The sequence below is a fragment of the Streptomyces sp. NPDC088400 genome (assembly GCF_044753355.1).
GTDB lineage: Bacteria > Actinomycetota > Actinomycetes > Streptomycetales > Streptomycetaceae > Streptomyces.
The window spans coordinates 216,163-233,894 of the sequence record NZ_JBIVMZ010000011.1 but is presented as its reverse complement, the minus strand read 5'-3'; the positions used below and the strand labels follow the sequence as shown (position 1 = coordinate 233,894).

The window sequence follows — 17,732 nt, the reverse complement described above, 5'->3', positions numbered from 1 at the left end:
CCGCCTGCGAACGCCCGCAAGCGCCCGCGAGCCGAGGGCCTGGGGAAACCTGTCCGTGTCCCCCCGGTGCGCTCCCCCCGTGTCCCCCTGCGCCCGTATACGCCCGTATGCGCTTCGGGCGCGGGGGGCATCACACCTCCCGACACCTTTTGGGCGGGCGGGGACGGGGTGCGCGATGCACGGACCGGTGACGGCCGGCTGGTTGCTTGTCGCGCTCTGCGCGGCGGCCGGGGGCTACTGTCTGCTCCGGATGCGCAGCAGCGTGGACGAACAGCGCAGTTCGGCGGGTGGCGAGGCGCTGATGGGCTTCGGGATGGCGGCCATGGCCGTGCCCGCGGCCGTACTGGCGCCGCCCTCGTGGATGTGGCTGGCGTACGCGGTGGTGTTCAGCGGCGCGGCGCTGCACACGCTCGTCTCGGCCCGCGGAAATTCGCACCGTCCGCACCGCCTGCGCCACCACCTGCATCATCTGCTGGGAACGCTGGTCATGGTCTACATGGCCGTGGCCATGGCCGCCGCGTCCGGAGAGACGGCCGGGACGGCAGGGGCACCCGGGGCGACCGGGGCGCACAGCGGGATGACCGGCACGATGGCCGGCATGTCCGTGGCGGGAGGTATACCGCTGCTCACCGGAGCGCTGCTGATCTATTACGCCGGTTATGTGCTGGGGACCGGTGCCCGGCTGCTGCCGGGACCGGCCACCGCCGGTTCAACGGGCGGTGGCGGGGCCGCCCTTGCCTGGGGCGACCGGCCCGAACTGGGGCTGGCGTGCCGACTGTCCATGGGGCTCGCCACGCTGGCGATGCTGCTCACGCTCTGAGCCCGGCGCAAGTCCGACTGGAATCAGCCCGAATCGGCTCGAATCCCGCCCGAATCGGCTCGAATCCGGTCTGCCCTGTGTCGTCCGCTCCGCGTCCACCGACCCCGTACCGACATCGTCTCGCACATTCCGAAACGTGTCATGGGTCACATGCCAGGAAAGGCCATACCCCTCAGTAGCAAGGCCCTCATAGTCTGTCGTTCATGATGGTCTCCCTGGCGCTGCTACTGCTCGGCGCACTGGCCGCCGTCGTCGCCCCGCGGCTCCTTTCACGCGCCGAGTGGCCGGAGCGAGAGCCCGTGGTGGCGTTGTGGGTGTGGCAGTGCGTCGTGGCTGCCGTTCTGCTGAGCTTCGCACTCTCCATGGTCCTCAGCGCGGCCACCGCCTGGCAGGCCGTACGGGGCCACATCTTCGCGCCCGCGCCGCGCGGCGTCGTGGAGGCCTACGCCTTCGGCTCGCACCAGCCCTGGCCGGCCATGCTCGCCGTGCTCCTGGCGGGCGGCGGCCTGTGGACGGTGGCGATGCTCACCCGGGAGATCCACCGGTCGCGCCGCAGGCGCCGGCAGCGCCGCGCCGAGCTGCTCGTACGCTCCCCCGTCCTGCCCGGCGAGGAGCCGGGCGGCGAGCCGCTCGTGGTCCTGGAGGGTGAGCGCCCCGACGCCTGGTGGCTGCCCGGCGCCGCGCCCCAACTGGTCATCACCACGGCCGCGTTGCGTCGCCTGAAGGGCCGTCAACTCGATGCCGTACTCGCCCATGAGGAGGGCCACGCGCGCGCCCGGCACGACTGGTTGCTGCACTGCTCCGGAGCGCTCGCGAACGGTTTCCCGCAGGTGCCGGTGTTCGCGGCGTTCCGCGACGAGATGCACCGGCTGGTCGAGTTGGCGGCGGACGATGTCGCGTCCCGGCGCTTCGGCCGGCTGACGATCGCGCTCGCCCTGTTCGAACTGAACGAGGAACGTGGCGTGTTCGGGCCCACCACCACTCCGAACGGGCTGTTGCCGCAGCGGGTGAACCGGCTGCTGTCCCCCGTGCCCCGGCTCACCGCGGGCCGTCGGCTGCGGCTGACCGCAGCGGCCGCGGCGGTGCCGGTGATTCCGCTGCTGGTCGCCTTCGTACCGGCACTCCGCGCGCTGGGTTGACGCAGCCGCGGGGCCGGGTTGGCGCGGCCCGCGCGTCGTCGGCGAGGATCACCCCATGCACTCGCCGTCGCTTCCCTCACCCGCCCCCGCTCCCCCGGCCCGGCCACCGCTCGTCACTCCCGCCCGTACGGCCGCCCTGCTGGCCGTCTTCTCGGCCGTGCTCGTCGCTCTTGTCGTCGCACGCTGGGGCCCGCTGTTCTCCTTCGACCGGCTGGTCGCGGACACACTGCACCGCTGGGCGGTGGCCGATCCGGCGCTCACCCGGACCAACCGGGTGTTCAGCGACTGGGTCTGGGACCCCTGGACGATGCGTATCCTCACGGCGGTCGCCGTGGTCACGGTGTGGCTGCGGGGCGAACGGCTGCTCGCCGTCTGGGTCGCGGCGACGAGCGCGGTCGGCGCCGGGATCTCACAGGTGATGAAGGCCACAGTGGGGCGGGAGCGCCCGCACTGGCCCGACCCGGTCGACTCGGCGCATTTCGCGGCGTTCCCGTCCGGACACGCCATGACGGCCACGGTGACCTGCGGGCTGCTGCTGTGGCTGGTACGGCGCCAGGATGTGGCCCGTTGGGTGTGGCGTACGGCGCTGACCGTCGCGGCTGTCTCGGTGGTCGGGGTGGGCTTCACCCGGTTGTGGCTGGGGGTGCACTGGAGTTCGGACGTGCTGGCCGGCTGGCTGCTCGGCGGATGCCTGGTCGCGTTTTCGATCGCCACGTACGGACGCGTGACCTTGTCCAGGGAGCGGTGACCCCGCAAGGATCGGACGCATGACCTACAAGGGTGTGCTCTTCGACTTCTCCGGAACCCTCTTCCGTATCGAATCCGCGGGATCCTGGCTGCGAGCCGTGCTCAACGAGTCGGGTGTCACCATGGCGCCCGACGAGGTACGGCGGGACGCGCTGCGGCTGGCCGTGGCGGGCGCTCTGCCCGGCGGGCCGTCCCCGCAGCAGGTGCCACCGGACCTGGCCGACGTGTGGGCCACCCGCGACGAGAGCGCCGAGCGGCACCGCGCCGCGTACACCGGGCTCGCCCGGCAGGTGCCCCTGCCCTCTCCCGACCTGTACGACGCGCTCTACGACCGTCATATGACCCCGGACGCCTGGCGGCCCTACGGCGACGCCGCCGAGGTGCTCGGCACGTTGCGGCGCGGCGGTGTCGGTATCGCCGTGGTCAGCAATATCGGCTGGGACCTGCGGCCCGTCTTCCGCGCCCATGGCCTGGACGCCTTCGTGGACGCGTATGTGCTGTCGTACGAGCACGGCATCCAGAAACCGGACACGCGGCTCTTCCGGGTGGCCTGCGAGGAGCTGGGTCAGGATCCGTACGACGTGCTGATGGTCGGGGACGACCGCGGGGCGGACGGCGGAGCGGCGGATCTGGGCTGCTCGGTTCATTTCGTGGACCATCTGCCGGTGGAGGAACGCCCGGCGGGCCTGCGGCCGGTGATCTCCCTGGCGGGCCAGGGGCCGCTGCCATAGGGCATGTTGAGCGGCGACGGGCTCACTGATCTTCTTCACCACGCCCGGAGTCCGCACTCCCCGGGGGATCCTGAACCGGGAATCCCCCGGGGACCACCCGGATGAGCGACATCCCACGACGGGGCGGTCCCGCGCATACGCCAAGGCGCCTTGTTGGGGATCACCCCGACGAGGTACTGGCGAACTCGGCGATGGCAGCGGTACTTGGGGCTGCGGTACTTGGGGCTGCGGTACTTGGGGCTGCGGTACTTGGGGCTGCGGTACTTACCGCGGCTTTCGCCAGACGAAGACCTCGGTGCTCGGCAGGCGTTCGGAAAACCGGCCGGAGGGGGAGGCATCCCGAAGCAGCCGATCGAGGTCTGCCTCAAAGGCGTCGCGACGCCCGCCGAACAAGTGCGGCGCCGAGGACGAGAGTGAGAACACCCATGCGGCGACATCCTCGCGGGTACGTTCCCAGACCTGCCCGCCGGGCACGACATGCCGCTGCGGACCGGTGAATCCCGCGCGAGTGAGCACGGCGGCCTCGTCACCGGGTGTTCCGTGCAGGAGTAGTCCGCGACCGGCTCGTCGGACCGGCCCGAGGTACTGCCTGGTGAGGCTCGTGACAGCGGAATACGGGACCACGGGGTGCGGGAGGCCGTCGACGGACGGGGTCTCCGTCTTCACGTCGGCGATGTGCACGAAAGCCCCACCGGTCCGGAGCATGCCCTTGACGGTTGACGCCACCGCGTCGCGGTCCATCCAGTGGAAGGACTGCCCGAAGGTCGCGACGGTGAAAGTCCCGAGGCCGGCGGGGAGTTCCTCGGCACGGGCCCGAATCCACCGGGTCCTGCCGAGCGCGCCCGCCTCGTCGGCCCGTCGCCGCGCTTCGGCGATCATCCCGCTGTCCGGGTCCACGCCGACGACGTCACCGAACAAGTGCGACAGGCTCAGGGCCAGAGTGCCCGGACCGCACCCCACGTCGATGAGGCGCCCCCGGCCGTCGAGCATGAGGTTCTCGGCCAGTACGTCCGGGAGCCCGGGTGCGTACGGGAGCCTCCCCCGCTGGTAATAGGAGGCCGATCCAAGGAACAACGTGTCGTCCCACTCCCAGCCCTTGACCATGCCGACATCCCGTCTCTTTCCGGATCCGCCTCTTTCCGGATCCGCCTCTTTCCGACGCGGACGTGTCCTGCCCACCGTCTCCTGTCCACCGTCGCGATCATTCCACGCCCGGCTCGGACGGCTCGGCGCGCTGAGGCAAGATAGGGGCATGAGCATCGTCAAGATCAATGTGTTGCAGGTCCCGGCGGAACAGCGCGAGGTGCTCGAGAAGCGCTTCGCGTCGCGCGCGGGGTCGGTGGAGAATTCCGACGGCTTCGAATGGTTCGAACTGCTGCGCCCGGTCGAGGGCACCGACCAGTATCTCGTCTACACCCGCTGGCGCAGCGAGGCCGACTTCCAGGCGTGGATGGAGGGTCCGATGAAGGCCGCCCACCAGCGCGGCGGAGACGGCGCCCAGCAGAAGCCGGCCGCTTCCGGCTCCAGCCTGTGGTCCTTCGAGGTGGTCCAGCAGGCCTCACCGAAGGCCGCCGACGGCGCGTGACACGGTGAATCGCCGGGACGCGGACGCGCCTGCGGCGCGCGGGTAGAAGTCAGCAGCTCAGGGCTTATGACGTTTCGTATGGAGGCGCGTCGAGCGTGACGCGCCTCTGCGGAGCTCGAGAACCCGCTGGGCCGACCCGGCGCGTCGGGGAAGTTTCGCTCCCGCCTCGTGCGTTCCATGGCACAACGATTCTTCGACATCACGGAGAGAACGACATGCCACTCAAAGGCGAGTACGAGCCGAGCGCGACGCAGATGGTACGTGACCAGGTGGAGCTGTACGAGAGCTCCGGTGGTACGGAAGGAACGACGCTGCGCAGCATGGTCGGTCCGGACGACGCGAAGCGGCGGGACATGCCTGTCGTCGTCCTGACCACCCTCGGCGCGAAGAGCGGCAAGATCCGCAAGTCCCCGCTCATGCGGGTGGAGCACGACGGCCTCTACGCCGTGGTCGCCTCTCTGGGAGGGGCCCCGAAGCACCCGGTCTGGTACTACAACGTGGTGGCCGACCCCCGGGTGGAGCTTCAGGACGGCCCGGTGCGCCAGGACATGCTGGCTCGTGAGGTGACGGGGAACGAGAAGGCCGTGTGGTGGGCCAGAGCGGTCGAGGCGTTCCCCGACTATGCCGATTATCAGCGGAAGACGGATCGTGAGATCCCGGTCTTCGTCCTGGAGCCGGCGCCCGAGGAGCACTGACCGGGACAACCGCTTCACCGGTGACCAGAGTGTCGCTCTGTCCTTGAGAGCCACTGGTCGCCCCATGACCGGCAAGAGGCCCGCGCGCGTGGCATGGGCACGTTTCACCAGACGTGCCCATGCCAGTGGGCCTGCGGACTCCCGGTCGCCGATGACCGACCCCGTACGGGTGGTCGTGGGCGCGGTCGGCCCCTCCTCGTTCGTGCGCGGGCTACGTTGCTGGACGACCCGCTGCGGATCTCCCGGAGGACACCGATGCCGATTCCCGCCCTGGACCACTCGACGACCCACTACTCTCTCCCGCACGCCTACTGGATGGCACAGGCGGCCGGACTGGCCTCGCTGGACCGAGGCGGCATCGAGGCCCAGGCCTCCGCATGGGGATTCGACGAGGTGCGGCACTTCGAGTCGACGCACCGCATGCCGTTCCCGATCGAGGACACCCAGGCCTACGTCATGGCCGGCGACCGTATGATCGTCGCCGGTTTCCGGGGCACCGAGGTCCTGAAGATCTACGACTGGCTCACCGACGTCAACACCCCGCCCGTTCCCGGACCCGCGAACAAGGGTTTCGTCCACTACGGCTTCCACCAGGCGCTGCAGTCCGTCTATCCCCAGATCCGCGACACCATCCAGGAACTGCGCACCGACGGACAGAGCATCTGGTTCACCGGCCACAGCCTCGGCGGAGCCCTCGCGATGCTGGCCGGCACCCGCCTGTACCTGGAAGAACCGCGACTGCTGCCCGACGGCGTCTACACCTTCGGCCAGCCCCGCACCTGCGAACGGCTGCTCGCCGGCGTGCACAACAAGGCTTTCAGGAAACGCTGCTACCGCTTCGTCAACAACAACGACATCGTCCCGCATCTCCCGCCCGAGCCTGTCTTCACGCACGTGGACGCGCTCCGCTACTTCGACGCCGACGGCAAGCTCCACGAGACCATGCCGCTGTTGGCCGGTCTGCTGGACCGGGCCAAGGGACTGCGCGCCGACCTGTTCGCTCCCGAGACCGACGCCGTCAAGGATCACCATCTGCCGAACTACCTGGCCGCGTTCGAGAAGAACCTCGCCAACACCGGCTGAGCAGCGCCGCGCGGACCGGACACGTCGGTGATCAGTGCGTCGGGCCACCGCACTTCTCCGGGAGTGTGGACCGCTGCGGCACACACACCCGAGCGAAGGCACGCGGCGGGTTTCAGTCGACGGCCGGCACGGCCGGAACACCCGGTGGCATGTTGAACGGCGTGACCACCTGGATCGCCGAGGGCAGCGAGGGGCCGTCGTCGGGGAGCGCCTTGTGGGCGCGCATGATGATCTGGCAGGCGCGACGCATGTCCTGGCGCAGGTCGTGGTGGAGGACCGCGGAAAGGCGGCGCTCCCGCAGTAGCCGGGTGTTGTCGTGGTCGAGGTCGTGCGCGATGAACACCGCGCACTCCTGCCCGAGCGCGTCGAAGGCGCCGAGGGTGGCGAGATTGCCTCCGCCCGCGGAGTAGACGGCGATGATGTCCTTGTCCCGCTTGAGGGCCTCCAGAACGAGATCGTGCTGAGTGGCGTCCAGGCCGTCGCTGTCGGTGACCTCCACCAGGGTTCGTCCGGGATCGGCGAGGCGCATCGTGCTGCGGAAGCCCATCTCGCGTTCCTCCTCGCCCCGGAAAGAGCCCCGGCTGATGGTGGTGAGCACGTTGCCGGGCCGCTTGCCGAGCCACTGATCGAGGAGGTAGGCGGCAGTGGCGCCGGCCGCGCGGTTGTCGATGCCGACGTACGCCAGGCGAGCGCTGTGGGGCAGGTCGGACACCAGGGTGACGACGGGGATGCCGGCCGCGACCAGCCGGCCGACCGCGGCCGCGACCTCCGGCTCGTCGGGGGCCTTGAGGATCACGCCCTGCGTACCACGCTTCGCGATCTTGTCCAGGGCTCCGGTCAGCTCCTCGGGAGGACAGACCTCCCGGAAGTGGAAACGGGAGCGCACATGAGCGGGATGCAGGGAGGGCAGTTCGGCTTCGAGTGCGTCCCGAATCGCGGTGGAGAACCGCTCCGGGGTCTGCATCACGATGTCGATCATGAAGGTACGGCCGCCGAGCCGGACCTGGCTCTGCTGGCGGTCCAGGTCCTTGATGGCTTCGTGCACCTCGCTGATGGTGCTCTCCGTCACGTTGCCCCGCTGGTTGAGGACGCGGTCGACCGTGGCCGTGCTCAGTCCGGCCTGCCGGGCGATTTCCCTGATCGGGTAGCGGTGTCGCATGACTGATCCCAAGAGCCGATGATGGATTTTTGATGCGTTGATAAGCATTGAATGATGGGTTCGGGTTCTCAAGACTGGCAGAAATACACGGACTGCGAAAGGACCCGGATGTCTCCCACAGCCGCGGGATCGCGGACTTGGCTGACCGAGGCGGACTGCGACCTCAAGGCGTTCCGCTCACTCGTGGAGCAGCGCACCGACCCCGCCGACCATCCCTCGGCCGAGCGGGTCGAACAGAACGTCCCGCTCTACGACAGCGAACGGCTCCGCTCCCTGGCGGCCACCCCGGAGGGCCGTCGGAGCGTGCAGGACGAGTTGGTCCGGGCTCTGCTGGACGGGCCCGGCATCGTGGTCCTCAAGCGCGCCTTCACCGACGCGGCCGTCGTGGACAAGGCGTCCGAGGCCTTCCGCGCGCTGATCGAGGAGGAGCGCGCCACCGGCACGGCCCGCGGCGACCACTTCGCCAAGCCCGGTGCGAACGACCGCGTCTGGAACGCCCTGGACAAGGTCGCCGTACGGGCGCCGGAGGTGTTCGCCGACTACTACGCCAACGACATCCTGGAACTGGTCGCCGAGGCCTGGCTCGGCCCCGCCTACCAGGTGACCTCCCAGGTCAACGTGGTCAACCCGGGCGGCGCGGCGCAGAACGTCCACCGCGACTACCACCTCGGCTTCCTCTCCCAGGAGCGTGCCGCCGCCTACCCGGCGCACGTCCACCGCCTCTCGCCGGTGCTCACCCTGCAGGGCGCGGTGGCCCACTGCGACATGCCCGTCGAGTCCGGCCCGACCCTGTACCTGCCGCACTCGCAGAAGTACGAGCCCGGGTATCTGGCGTGGCGACTGCCGCAATTCGTCGAGTACTTCGACACCCACCATGTCCAACTCCCCCTGGAGAAGGGCGACGCGGTGTTCTTCAACCCGGCGCTCTTCCACGCCGCCGGACACAACCGTTCGGCCGGCATCAGGCGCATGGCCAATCTGTTGCAGATCTCCTCCGCCTTCGGCCGCGCGATGGAGACGGTGGACCGCGAGGCGATGGCGAACGCACTGTTCCCGGTGCTGCTGCGCCGCAAAGCCGAGGGCGCCTCGGAGAGTTGGCTGCGCCGCGTGATCGCGTCCGGCGCCGAGGGCTACCCCTTCCCCACCAACCTCGACCTCGACCCGCCGGTCGAAGGTCTCGCCCCGCGCTCCCAGGCGGACACCGTGTGGCAGGCCGTCGCCGAGGGCTGGGCACCCGAGCGGCTGCGCGAGGAACTGCGGGCCGCCGCCAAGCGTCGGCAGAGCTGAAAGGACACAGCACCCATGGGACTCCTTGAGGACAAAGTCGTCCTCGTCAACGGCGGCAGCCAGGGCGTCGGCGCGGGCATCGTGCGGGCAGCCGTCCGGGAAGGCGCGACCGTCGTCTTCACCGGCCGCCGGACCGACCTGGGCGAAAAGCTCGCCGCGGACACGGGCGCGCGCTTCGTACGGGCGGACCTCTCCGATCCGGCGCAGGCACGCGACAGCGCCGTACAGGCCGTGAAAGCCCACGGGCGCGTCGACTGCCTGGTCAACGCGGCCGGGCTGACCTCACGCGGCTCGCTGCTGGACACCTCGCCGGAGCTCTTCGACCAGCACATCGCGATCAATCTGCGCGCGCCGTTCTTCGCGATGCAGTCGGCGGTGGCCGACATGACGGCCCGCAAAGCTCCGGGCACGATCGTCAACATCATCAGCAACTGCGCCCACGGCGGCGCGCCCCATCTCGCGCCGTACTCCGCGGCCAAGGCCGGACTCGCCGGTCTGACGCGCAACGCCGCGCACGCCCACCGCTGGGACCGCATCCGGATCAACGGCCTCAACATCGGCTGGACGGACACCGAGGGCGAGGACGCCACACAGCGCGCCTTCCACAACGCGGGGGACGACTGGCGGGAGAAGGCCGCCGAGGCACTGCCCATGGGCAAGCTCGGGCAGGTCGACGAGATCGCCGACTTCGTCGTCTTCCTGCTCTCCGACCGCAGCGGCGTGGTGACCGGCTCGGTCATCGACTGGGACCAGATCGTCTTCGGCGGGCAGGACTGAGCCGCCCTCGGGCTGAAGGAGCAAGATTCTCATGCGTATTGGCATCATGGGACTGGGCCGGATCGGCAGCTTCCACACACAGACCCTGTCCGGGCTGGACGCGGTGGACTCGCTGGTGGTCACCGACCCGGTGACCGCGGCCACCGCATCGGCCGTCGAACGGTTCGGGGCCACCGCGGTGGACTCCCCCGAAGCGGTGCTCGCCGCCGGCGTCGACGGTGTCGTCATCGCCGCCGCGACCGACGCGCACCCCGGGCTCATCCTCGCCGCCGTGAAGGCGGGCATCCCTGTCTTCTGCGAGAAGCCCGTGGCGCGCGACGTCGAGGAGAGCGTGGAGGTGCTGCGCGCGGTGGAGGGCAGCGGCGTCGAGGTGCACATCGGCTACAACCGGCGCTTCGACGCGGGCTGCGTGGCCGCGCGCCGGGCCGTGCTGAGCGGTGAGCTCGGCGACCTGCACACCGTACGGTCCACCACCCTCGACCCCGCCCCGCCGCCACCCGCCTATGTGGCCGTGTCCGGCGGCATCTTCCGCGACTGCAGCGTGCATGATTTCGACATCGTGCGCTGGGTGACCGGCCACGAGGTGGTCGAGGTGTTCGCGACCGGCGGCAACCGGGGCGTCGAGTACATCCGGGAGGCGGGCGATGTCGACACGGCGTCCGCCCTGCTCACCTTCGACGACGGCACCATCGGCGTCATCTCCAACTCCCGTCACAACGCCCGTGGTTACGATGTGCGCCTGGAACTGCACGGCATGAAGGACAGCATCGCGGTCGGTCTGGAGGACAAGCTGCCGCTGCGCTCCGTCGAACCGGGCGTCACCTTCCCGGCCGGGACGCCGCACACCTTCTTCATGGACCGTTTCGCCGCGGCCTACCGCGCCGAGCTCACCGCGTTCACCGAGGTCGTCGCCGGTACCCGCAGCTCCCCCTGCACCGTCGCGGACGCCCTTGAGGCGAGCTGGATCGCCGAGGCGTGCACCCTGTCGCTCCGTGAGCACCGGCCCGTACGGATCGACGAGGTACGCAAGTGATGACGGACGAGCCTCTGCGGATCGGCGTCCTGGGCGCGGCCCGGATCGCCGAGCTGTCGATCGTCGGCCCGGCCCATGCGGGCGGCCACCGCCTCGTCGCGGTGGCCGCCCGTGACCGGGAGCGGGCCGGGGCCTTCGCCGCTGCGCACGGCGTGGAGCGTGTGGCGGACTCCTACGCCGAGCTCGTCGCCGACCCTGAGATCGAGGTCGTCTACAACCCGCTGGCCAACAGCCTGCACGGGCCGTGGAACCTTGCCGCCCTCCAGGCCGGCAAGCACGTCCTCACCGAGAAGCCGTCCGCGAGCAACGCGATGGAGGCGGCCGAGGTCCACGAGGCCGCCGCCAAGGCGGGCACCGCGTTCATGGAGGGCTTCCACTACCTGTTCCACCCGGTCACCCTGCGCCTGCACGAGCTGCTGAGCAGTGGGGAGTTGGGCGACCTCCGGCATGTGGACACCATGGTCGCCATGCCGGCGCCACCGGACAGCGACGTACGGTGGTCGCTCCCGCTGGCGGGCGGCGCGCTGATGGACCTCGGGTGCTACAGCCTGCACGCCCAGCGCGTACTCGCGCCCTGGGCAGGTGGGGCGCCCCGGCTGATCGCCGCGCGCGGCGGTGAGAGGGCGCAGGCCGCGGGGATCGACGAGTGGCTGGACGCCGATCTGGAGTTCCCGGGGGGCGCCACGGGTACCGCCCGCTGCCACATGGCCCACCACACGTTCGAGATGAGCTGCCGCGTCGTGGGCTCGCGCGGCGAAGCCACGGCGGTGAACTTCGTACAGCCCCACCTGGACGACCGGGTCGTCGTACGTACCTCCGGCGGTGAGCGCACCGAGGAACTCGGCCGCCGGTCCTCGTACACCTACCAACTCGATGCCTTCGCCTCCCACCTGCGGCACGGCACACCGCTGGTGCTCGACGCCGACGACGCGCTGACCACCATGCGGCTCATCGACGACACCTACCGGGCGGCCGGGTTCCCGGTCCGGCCACGTACGGTTCTTCCGGCCGCGCCATAGGACACGGCATAGGACACAGCACAACGAGCGAGGGCGGTACCGGTCCGGTACCGCCCTCGCTCGTTGTGCGTACGGCCTACGGGTAGAAGGTCGGCCGCTCGGTCAGTTCGACCTGGACGCGCCGCCCCTCCCGCTGGGACAGCACGCCCGCCTCGCACACGGCCGCGGCCGCGTAACCGTCCCAGACACTGGGGCCGGTGACCTCCCCGCGCCGGGTGGCATCAATCCAGGCCTGGACCTCGCGGTCGTAGGCGTCGTCGAAGCGCTCGATGTAGTCCGGCGTGATACGTCCGCCCCAGCGGCCATCGGCGCTCAGCCGCGGTCCCGGCTCGTCACCGATACGTACGGTGCCGCGTTCACAGACCGCCTCGGCATGCACTTGGTAGCCGTACCCGCAATGACCGAAGATCTCGACGTCGGCAAGGGCGCCGAACTCGGTTTCGAACAAGACGAATTGAGGGTCGTCCATACCGGCCGGAGCATGCGACGTGGGGGCCGGCTTGTGCACGGTCACCGCGGTGATCTCCTGGTCGAGGAGCCAGCGTGTCACGTCCATCTCGTGGACCACCGAGTCGTTGATGAGCATCTCGTTGGTGAACCAGGGCGGCATGGACAGGTTCCGGTGCCGGTGGTGCAGCATCAGTGCTCTGCCCAGCTCCCCTCCGTCGAGGAGCCGCTTCAGCTTGATGTATTCGGTGTCGTAACGCCGCATGAAGCCCACCTGGATACGCCGGTGCCCGAGCCTCTGTTCCGCTTCCAGGACACGAAGAGCGGAAGCCGCGTCGGGGGTGAGCGGTTTCTCGCACAGCACCGGCAGGTCACGGCCGAGGGCGTCGAGCAGGGCCGCCTCATGGGCGGGCCCCGGTGAGGCGATGAGGACCGCGTCCACGTCCTGCGCCGCCATGGCGGCGGCGGCTTCGGTGTACGCCGTACATCCCTCCACCGCGTCGGCCAGGGTCTTGGCACGGTTCTCGTCGATGTCGACGACAGCTGTCACGCGTGCCCCGCTGACGACGTCATGGAGTCTGCGCACATGATCCGCGCCCATCTTGCCGGTGCCGACCACTGCGATACCCAGCGCTCGCTGAGATGGCATGTTCAGATGTCTCCGGTGTTCGTAGGGTTCAGCCGACCTGGGGCTCGCGGACGTGAAGTTGGCCCTCGCCGGGAAGCCGCTCGACGTCGACGCCACGCACCTTGGCCAACTCGTGCTTGAGGGCCGCGAGTTCGGTGCCGCCGGCCATGTGGTTGGTCAGCTCTTCGAGGGTGATCTCGTTGCGCTCGGCGGACAGATCGAGGGTGCCCAGACGCAGGACGCTGAAGTGGTCGCCGACCATGTAGGCGTGGTGCGGGTTGTGGGTGATGAAAATGACGCCGAGACCGCGGTCGCGAGCGGCTGCGACGTACTTCAGCACCACACCGGACTGCTTGACACCGAGGGCCGCGGTCGGCTCGTCCAGGATCAGGACACGGGCGCCGAAGTAGACCGCGCGGGCGATGGCGACACACTGGCGCTGGCCGCCCGAGAGCGTGCCGATGGGCTGCTCCAGGTTGTCCAGGACGATGCCCATGTTGCGCAGTTCCTCGTCCGCGGTCTGCTTCATCTTCTCGATGTCGAGGCGGCGGATCGGCCAGGGGCCCTTGGTCATCTCGGAGCCGAGGAAGAAGTTCCGCCACACCGGCATCAGGGGCACGGTGGCCAGGTCCTGGTAGACAGTGGCGATGCCCCTGTCGAGGGCCTGACGCGGGGTGGAGAAGCGCACCGGTTCGCCGTCGACCAGGAAGTCGCCCTCGGTGTGCTGGTGCAGGCCTGAAATGATTTTGATGAGGGTGGACTTGCCGGCGCCGTTGTCACCGAGCACGCAGGTGACCTGGCCGGGGTGGACGGCGAGGCTCACATCGTGCAGGGCGCGGATGTTGCCGTACGACTTGCCCGCGTCGCGGAGTTCGACGGTGGCACTGTCCTTGTCCGTGGCACTGTCCGCGAGGATTGCGCCGTGCGTGCCGGATCCGTTGTTCGATGTCATGGGTCGAGTCACCTCCTGGTCGCCGACTGGCGAACCCACAGATTGATCAGGACGGCGCCGAGCAGCATGACGCCGAGGAAGGCCTTGAACCAGTCCGGGTTCCAACCGGCGAACACGATGCCCTGGTTGACCATGCCGAACATGAACGCGCCGAAGACCGGGCCGATCGCCGAACCGGCGCCGCCGGTCAGCAGACAGCCGCCGATCACCGCTGCGGCGATGTAGATCAGCTCCTGTCCCACGCCCTCGCCCGACTGCACCGTGTTGAAGGTGAACAGCTGGTGCATCCCGACGAACCACGCGCCTACGCCGACCAGCATGAACAGGGAGATCTTGGTGAAGGTCACGGGCACACCGACCGCCCGTGCGCTCTCCTTGTTGCCGCCGACCGCGAAGATCCAGTTGCCGTACTTGGTGCGCAGCAGGACCCAGGTGGCCAAAGCGGCGAAGGCCAGCCAGTAGAACACGGTGATCTTCACCTGGACGCCACCGATACCGAACGAGTAGGCGAAGATCTTCTGCGCCTGGCCGAAGCCGTCCATGTCGCTGATGTCGTCGGTCGCCACGTTGCTCGTGACCAGCTTGGTCACCGCCAGGTTGACGCCCTGGAGGATCAGGAAGGTGCCCAGGGTGATGAGGAAGCTGGGCAGGCCGGTCTTGACCACCATCCAGCCGTTGAAGAAGCCGACGGCCAGTGACACGAGGAGTGCCACGAGCACTCCCACCCAGACGTTCATGCTCAGCTGATAGGCGAGCATGCTCGCGGTGAGGGCCGAGGTGATCACGGCGACACCGGACGACAGGTCGAACTCGCCGCCGATCATCAGCAGCGCCACCGGCAGCGCCATGATGCCGATCGTCGACGACTGGTACAGGACCGTCGCCATCGAACTGCCGTCGCGCACCGGCGGAGCGGCGATCAGGAAGAACACGTACACCGCGGCGGCACCGAGAAAGACACCCACCTCCGGCCGCGCCAACAACCGGAGGGCCAGCGGCCGTTCAGATGTGCGGCCGTGCTCTGTACGAGCCGGTGGGGCGGGCGCCGGGGAGCCCGTCGCCGGAGCCGTGGTCTGGGTCATAGTCATCACCGGGTGCCCTTCGCGGCGAATGCGGCGACCTTGTCGATGTTGGACTTGTCGACGATGGCCGGGCCGGTCAGCACGGCCGCCGCACCGCCGCCGCTGTAGTTGCCGTTGTTCTTGTAGAGCCACAGGGAGTCGACCGACAGGTAGCCCTGCAGGTATGGCTGCTGGTCGACGGCCCACTGGATCTTGCCGTCCTGGACGGCCTTCACCATGTCCTTGTTGAGGTCGAAGGTGGCGAGCTTGGCCTTGCTGCCCGACTCGGACAACGACTGTGAAGCGGTGAGTGCGATCGGGGCGGCGAGGGTCGCCACGAAGTCGATGGAGCTGTCCGTCTTGAGCTTGGCGGTGATCGTCGACTTCACGGACGGCATGTCGGTGCCGTTGGCATAGAGGATCTCCGTCTTGCCGGAGAAGGTCTTCTTCAGTCCGTCACACCGCTGGGTGAGACCGATGTTGCCCTGCTCCTGGACGACACAGACCGTGTGCTTGGCGCCGGCCTCATTGAGCTTCTTGCCGAACGCCTCACCGGCCACCGTCTCGTCCTGCCCGAAGAACTCCAGCAGGCCCAGCTTCTTCCAGTCGCTCACACCGGAGTTGAAGCCGACGACGGGGATGCCGGCCTGCCCGGCCCCGGCGACGACGTTCTTGAGCGCATCGGGCTTGGCGAGGGTGACGGCGATCCCGTCGACCTTCTGGTCGATCGCGTTCTGCATCAGGTTGGCCTGGTTGCCGGCGTTCGGGTCGGAGGAGTAGACGAGCTTGATGTTGTCCTTGGCGGCGGCGGCCTGGGCGCCCTTACGGACGGTGTCCCAGAAGGTGTCACCGGGGGCGGCATGCGTGATCATCGCGACCGTCATACGAGGAGTGGAGGCCTTGCCGGCCGAGATGTTGTTGTCGGCCTCGTCGGCCTTCTTGCCGCCGGAGCTGCTGGAACATCCGGCGACAAGCAGTGCGGCGGCCGCCGCCGCTGCGACGACGGGGGTGATTCTGCGGGAACGCGGGTGGGACAAGCGGTCCATCTTTACGACACCTCACTGTGCGGCAGGGGATGGGGGTCCTGCTCCGGGCCGACGTGGCCGGCGACGGGGAATCCGTCGCCCCAGCCGTGACCCGGGGCAGGTTGATCACCGGGTTCCCTTCGCGGCGAACTGGGCGATCTTGTCGACGTTGGACTTGTCGACGAAGGCCGGCCCGGTCAGCACGGGCGCCTCGCCACCGCCGCTGTAGTTGCCGTTCGTCCTGTAGAGCCACAGGGAGTCGACCGACAGATACCCCTGGAGGTAGGGCTGCTGGTCAATGGCCCACTGGATCTTGCCGGCCTTGATGGCGCCGACCGCGTCCTTGTTGAGGTCGAACGTGGCGAGCTTGGCCTTGCTGCCGGACTCGGCGATGGACTGGATGGCGGTCATCGCGAACGGGGCGCCGAGCGTGGTGACGTAGTCGATGGAGGAGTCCGTCTTGAGCTTGGCGCTGATCGTCGACTTCACCGACGGCATGTCGGTGCCGTTGACGTAGAGGATGTCGGTCTTGCCGCTGAAGGTCTTCTTCACGCCCGCGCAGCGGGCCTCCAGAGCCACCTGCCCCTGTTCCATGACCACGCAGACGGTGTGCTTGGCGCCGGCCTGGTTGAGCCTGCGGCCGAACGCCTCGCCGGCGATGCCCTCGTCCTGGCCGAAGTACTGGAGCAGGCCCTGCTTCTTCCAGTCCTGCACACCGGTGTTGAAGCCGACGACGGGGATGCCGGCCTTCTCGGCCCGGGCGACCACGGTCTTCATGGCGTCCGGCTTGGCAAGAGTGACAGCGATGCCGTCGACCTTCTGGTCGATCGCGTTCTGTACCAGGTTGGACTGGTTGGGGCCGCTGGGGTCGCTGGAGTAGACCAGCTTGACGTTGTCCTTGGCGGCGGCGGCCTGTGCGCCCTTGCGGATCGTGTCCCAGAAGGTGTCACCAGGGGCCGCGTGCGTGATCATCGCGACCGTCATACGGGGGGTGTCGGCCTTGCCGGCCGAGACACCGTTCCCGCTCTCGTCTGCCCTCTTGCCGCCGGCGCTGCTGGAGCATCCGGCCACAAGCAGTACGGCGGCTGCCGCCGCTGCGACGACGGGAACGATTCTGCGGGAGCGGGTGTGTGACGAACGGTCCATCTTTGCGGCACCTCACTGTGCTGCGGGGAACGGGAGAAGCAACTGGCCGAGCGAACACTGCGGATCACATGCTGTTAACACGGCTGTTTCCTATGACGAGATAGAACCGTCACGTCATCCTGAGGTCAACGTTTGTAATGACATTGATGACATCATTTATCCATCAAGGCAAGATGTCCGAAGAATTTCTTGACGCCGGTTGTGTGTGCCCTCTGCACGCGAAAATGAACGCTTCCAGGGGTCGAGAGCTTCGGCGCCTTCCCGGGCGGCTCCGCCAACAATTCTCGCGGTCGCCACAGCCCCTCTCGGGCGGTTCCACCACGATGATGAGCCGGTCCGCACCGGCAGATGGAAACAGGGGTGGCGGGGACGACCGTGGTTTCGCCCCCGCCACCCCT

Annotated in this window: 18 protein-coding genes; 11 read left to right on the top strand and 7 right to left on the bottom strand. The window is 68.8% G+C overall.

All coding sequences use genetic code 11. The features are described from left to right. Positions 1-175 precede the first annotated feature (175 nt). The 4 genes from ACIQD6_RS26535 (at position 176) to ACIQD6_RS26520 (ending at position 3,437) form a co-directional block, all read left to right on the top strand. A complete protein-coding gene (locus tag ACIQD6_RS26535; protein WP_401886621.1) occupies positions 176-820 on the top strand; it encodes a DUF5134 domain-containing protein in 645 nt (214 codons plus the stop codon). A gap of 203 nt (positions 821-1,023) precedes the next feature. Beyond that, positions 1,024-1,959, top strand: a complete 936-nt coding sequence (locus ACIQD6_RS26530; RefSeq protein WP_401886618.1) for a M56 family metallopeptidase — start codon at positions 1,024-1,026, stop codon at positions 1,957-1,959. A 55-nt stretch (positions 1,960-2,014) separates the two neighbouring features. After that, the gene (locus ACIQD6_RS26525) at positions 2,015-2,707 is read left to right on the top strand and encodes a phosphatase PAP2 family protein (RefSeq protein ID WP_401886615.1); all 693 of its coding nucleotides are present in this window, start codon (positions 2,015-2,017) and stop codon (positions 2,705-2,707) included. Positions 2,708-2,726: 19 nt separating this feature from the next. Next, positions 2,727-3,437, top strand: coding sequence for an HAD family hydrolase (locus ACIQD6_RS26520; protein ID WP_401886612.1), 711 nt, complete (start codon positions 2,727-2,729; stop codon positions 3,435-3,437). A 264-nt stretch (positions 3,438-3,701) separates the two neighbouring features. Here the strand turns inward: ACIQD6_RS26520 and ACIQD6_RS26515 are convergent, their stop codons facing one another. After that, positions 3,702-4,541 carry a class I SAM-dependent methyltransferase gene (locus ACIQD6_RS26515; RefSeq protein ID WP_401886610.1) on the bottom strand — a complete coding sequence of 280 codons (840 nt, stop codon included), beginning with the start codon at positions 4,539-4,541 and terminating at the stop codon, positions 3,702-3,704. Positions 4,542-4,689: 148 nt separating this feature from the next. On the opposite strand from ACIQD6_RS26515, the gene ACIQD6_RS26510 reads away from it, so the two are divergent. From ACIQD6_RS26510 to ACIQD6_RS26500, 3 genes are all read left to right on the top strand, one after another. Then, positions 4,690-5,022, top strand: coding sequence for an antibiotic biosynthesis monooxygenase family protein (locus ACIQD6_RS26510; RefSeq protein ID WP_401886607.1), 333 nt, complete (start codon positions 4,690-4,692; stop codon positions 5,020-5,022). Positions 5,023-5,237: 215 nt separating this feature from the next. Next, positions 5,238-5,717 (top strand): nitroreductase family deazaflavin-dependent oxidoreductase, encoded by a 480-nt coding sequence (locus ACIQD6_RS26505; protein ID WP_401886604.1) that lies wholly within the window; start codon positions 5,238-5,240, stop codon positions 5,715-5,717. A gap of 255 nt (positions 5,718-5,972) precedes the next feature. Further along, complete coding sequence (locus ACIQD6_RS26500) at positions 5,973-6,800, top strand: lipase family protein (RefSeq protein WP_401886601.1); 828 nt, start codon at positions 5,973-5,975, stop codon at positions 6,798-6,800. Positions 6,801-6,912: 112 nt separating this feature from the next. On the opposite strand, the gene ACIQD6_RS26495 is transcribed toward ACIQD6_RS26500, so the two are convergent. Beyond that, positions 6,913-7,959 (bottom strand): LacI family DNA-binding transcriptional regulator, encoded by a 1,047-nt coding sequence (locus ACIQD6_RS26495; protein WP_401886598.1) that lies wholly within the window; start codon positions 7,957-7,959, stop codon positions 6,913-6,915. Positions 7,960-8,067: 108 nt separating this feature from the next. Here ACIQD6_RS26495 and ACIQD6_RS26490 point away from each other — a divergent pair, with 108 nt between their 5' ends. The 4 genes from ACIQD6_RS26490 to ACIQD6_RS26475 are packed head-to-tail and all read left to right on the top strand — an operon-like array spanning position 8,068 to position 12,075. After that, positions 8,068-9,246 carry a phytanoyl-CoA dioxygenase family protein gene (locus ACIQD6_RS26490; RefSeq protein WP_401886592.1) on the top strand — a complete coding sequence of 393 codons (1,179 nt, stop codon included), beginning with the start codon at positions 8,068-8,070 and terminating at the stop codon, positions 9,244-9,246. 15 nt (positions 9,247-9,261) lie between these two features. Then, complete coding sequence (locus ACIQD6_RS26485; RefSeq protein WP_401886590.1) at positions 9,262-10,023, top strand: SDR family oxidoreductase; 762 nt, start codon at positions 9,262-9,264, stop codon at positions 10,021-10,023. A 31-nt stretch (positions 10,024-10,054) separates the two neighbouring features. Next, entirely contained in the window at positions 10,055-11,056 is a 1,002-nt protein-coding gene (locus ACIQD6_RS26480; protein ID WP_401886587.1) for a Gfo/Idh/MocA family oxidoreductase, read from the top strand. Next, positions 11,056-12,075: a Gfo/Idh/MocA family protein gene (locus tag ACIQD6_RS26475; RefSeq protein WP_401886585.1), complete on the top strand. Its 1,020-nt coding sequence runs from the start codon at positions 11,056-11,058 to the stop codon at positions 12,073-12,075. Before ACIQD6_RS26480 ends, ACIQD6_RS26475 begins: the two co-directional genes overlap by 1 nt. Before the next feature lie 76 nt (positions 12,076-12,151). Here ACIQD6_RS26475 and ACIQD6_RS26470 read toward each other — a convergent pair whose 3' ends face one another. The 5 genes from ACIQD6_RS26470 to ACIQD6_RS26450 all read right to left on the bottom strand — a co-directional run bounded on the left by ACIQD6_RS26470 (position 12,152) and on the right by ACIQD6_RS26450 (position 17,334). Next, entirely contained in the window at positions 12,152-13,171 is a 1,020-nt protein-coding gene (locus ACIQD6_RS26470; RefSeq protein ID WP_401886582.1) for a Gfo/Idh/MocA family protein, read from the bottom strand. Positions 13,172-13,199: 28 nt separating this feature from the next. Continuing rightward, the gene (locus ACIQD6_RS26465; RefSeq protein WP_401886579.1) at positions 13,200-14,102 is read right to left on the bottom strand and encodes an ATP-binding cassette domain-containing protein; all 903 of its coding nucleotides are present in this window, start codon (positions 14,100-14,102) and stop codon (positions 13,200-13,202) included. An 8-nt stretch (positions 14,103-14,110) separates the two neighbouring features. Next, complete coding sequence (locus ACIQD6_RS26460; RefSeq protein ID WP_401886576.1) at positions 14,111-15,190, bottom strand: ABC transporter permease; 1,080 nt, start codon at positions 15,188-15,190, stop codon at positions 14,111-14,113. Next, a complete protein-coding gene (locus tag ACIQD6_RS26455; protein ID WP_401886573.1) occupies positions 15,190-16,209 on the bottom strand; it encodes a sugar ABC transporter substrate-binding protein in 1,020 nt (339 codons plus the stop codon). Before ACIQD6_RS26455 ends, ACIQD6_RS26460 begins: the two co-directional genes overlap by 1 nt. A gap of 105 nt (positions 16,210-16,314) precedes the next feature. Then, positions 16,315-17,334, bottom strand: a complete 1,020-nt coding sequence (locus ACIQD6_RS26450) for a sugar ABC transporter substrate-binding protein (protein WP_401886571.1) — start codon at positions 17,332-17,334, stop codon at positions 16,315-16,317. Positions 17,335-17,732 lie beyond the last annotated feature (398 nt).

Bases quoted from the DNA above. Each gene is read 5' to 3' on its own strand.
- ACIQD6_RS26535 (WP_401886621.1), top strand. From the start codon at position 176: ATGCACGGACCGGTGACGGCCGGCTGGTTGCTTGTCGCGCTCTGCGCG.
- ACIQD6_RS26530 (WP_401886618.1), top strand. From the start codon at position 1,024: ATGATGGTCTCCCTGGCGCTGCTACTGCTCGGCGCACTGGCCGCCGTC.
- ACIQD6_RS26525 (WP_401886615.1), top strand. From the start codon at position 2,015: ATGCACTCGCCGTCGCTTCCCTCACCCGCCCCCGCTCCCCCGGCCCGG.
- ACIQD6_RS26520 (WP_401886612.1), top strand. From the start codon at position 2,727: ATGACCTACAAGGGTGTGCTCTTCGACTTCTCCGGAACCCTCTTCCGT.
- ACIQD6_RS26515 (WP_401886610.1), bottom strand. From the start codon at position 4,541: ATGGTCAAGGGCTGGGAGTGGGACGACACGTTGTTCCTTGGATCGGCC.
- ACIQD6_RS26510 (WP_401886607.1), top strand. From the start codon at position 4,690: ATGAGCATCGTCAAGATCAATGTGTTGCAGGTCCCGGCGGAACAGCGC.
- ACIQD6_RS26505 (WP_401886604.1), top strand. From the start codon at position 5,238: ATGCCACTCAAAGGCGAGTACGAGCCGAGCGCGACGCAGATGGTACGT.
- ACIQD6_RS26500 (WP_401886601.1), top strand. From the start codon at position 5,973: ATGCCGATTCCCGCCCTGGACCACTCGACGACCCACTACTCTCTCCCG.
- ACIQD6_RS26495 (WP_401886598.1), bottom strand. From the start codon at position 7,959: ATGCGACACCGCTACCCGATCAGGGAAATCGCCCGGCAGGCCGGACTG.
- ACIQD6_RS26490 (WP_401886592.1), top strand. From the start codon at position 8,068: ATGTCTCCCACAGCCGCGGGATCGCGGACTTGGCTGACCGAGGCGGAC.
- ACIQD6_RS26485 (WP_401886590.1), top strand. From the start codon at position 9,262: ATGGGACTCCTTGAGGACAAAGTCGTCCTCGTCAACGGCGGCAGCCAG.
- ACIQD6_RS26480 (WP_401886587.1), top strand. From the start codon at position 10,055: ATGCGTATTGGCATCATGGGACTGGGCCGGATCGGCAGCTTCCACACA.
- ACIQD6_RS26475 (WP_401886585.1), top strand. From the start codon at position 11,056: ATGACGGACGAGCCTCTGCGGATCGGCGTCCTGGGCGCGGCCCGGATC.
- ACIQD6_RS26470 (WP_401886582.1), bottom strand. From the start codon at position 13,171: ATGCCATCTCAGCGAGCGCTGGGTATCGCAGTGGTCGGCACCGGCAAG.
- ACIQD6_RS26465 (WP_401886579.1), bottom strand. From the start codon at position 14,102: ATGACATCGAACAACGGATCCGGCACGCACGGCGCAATCCTCGCGGAC.
- ACIQD6_RS26460 (WP_401886576.1), bottom strand. From the start codon at position 15,190: ATGACTATGACCCAGACCACGGCTCCGGCGACGGGCTCCCCGGCGCCC.
- ACIQD6_RS26455 (WP_401886573.1), bottom strand. From the start codon at position 16,209: ATGGACCGCTTGTCCCACCCGCGTTCCCGCAGAATCACCCCCGTCGTC.
- ACIQD6_RS26450 (WP_401886571.1), bottom strand. From the start codon at position 17,334: ATGGACCGTTCGTCACACACCCGCTCCCGCAGAATCGTTCCCGTCGTC.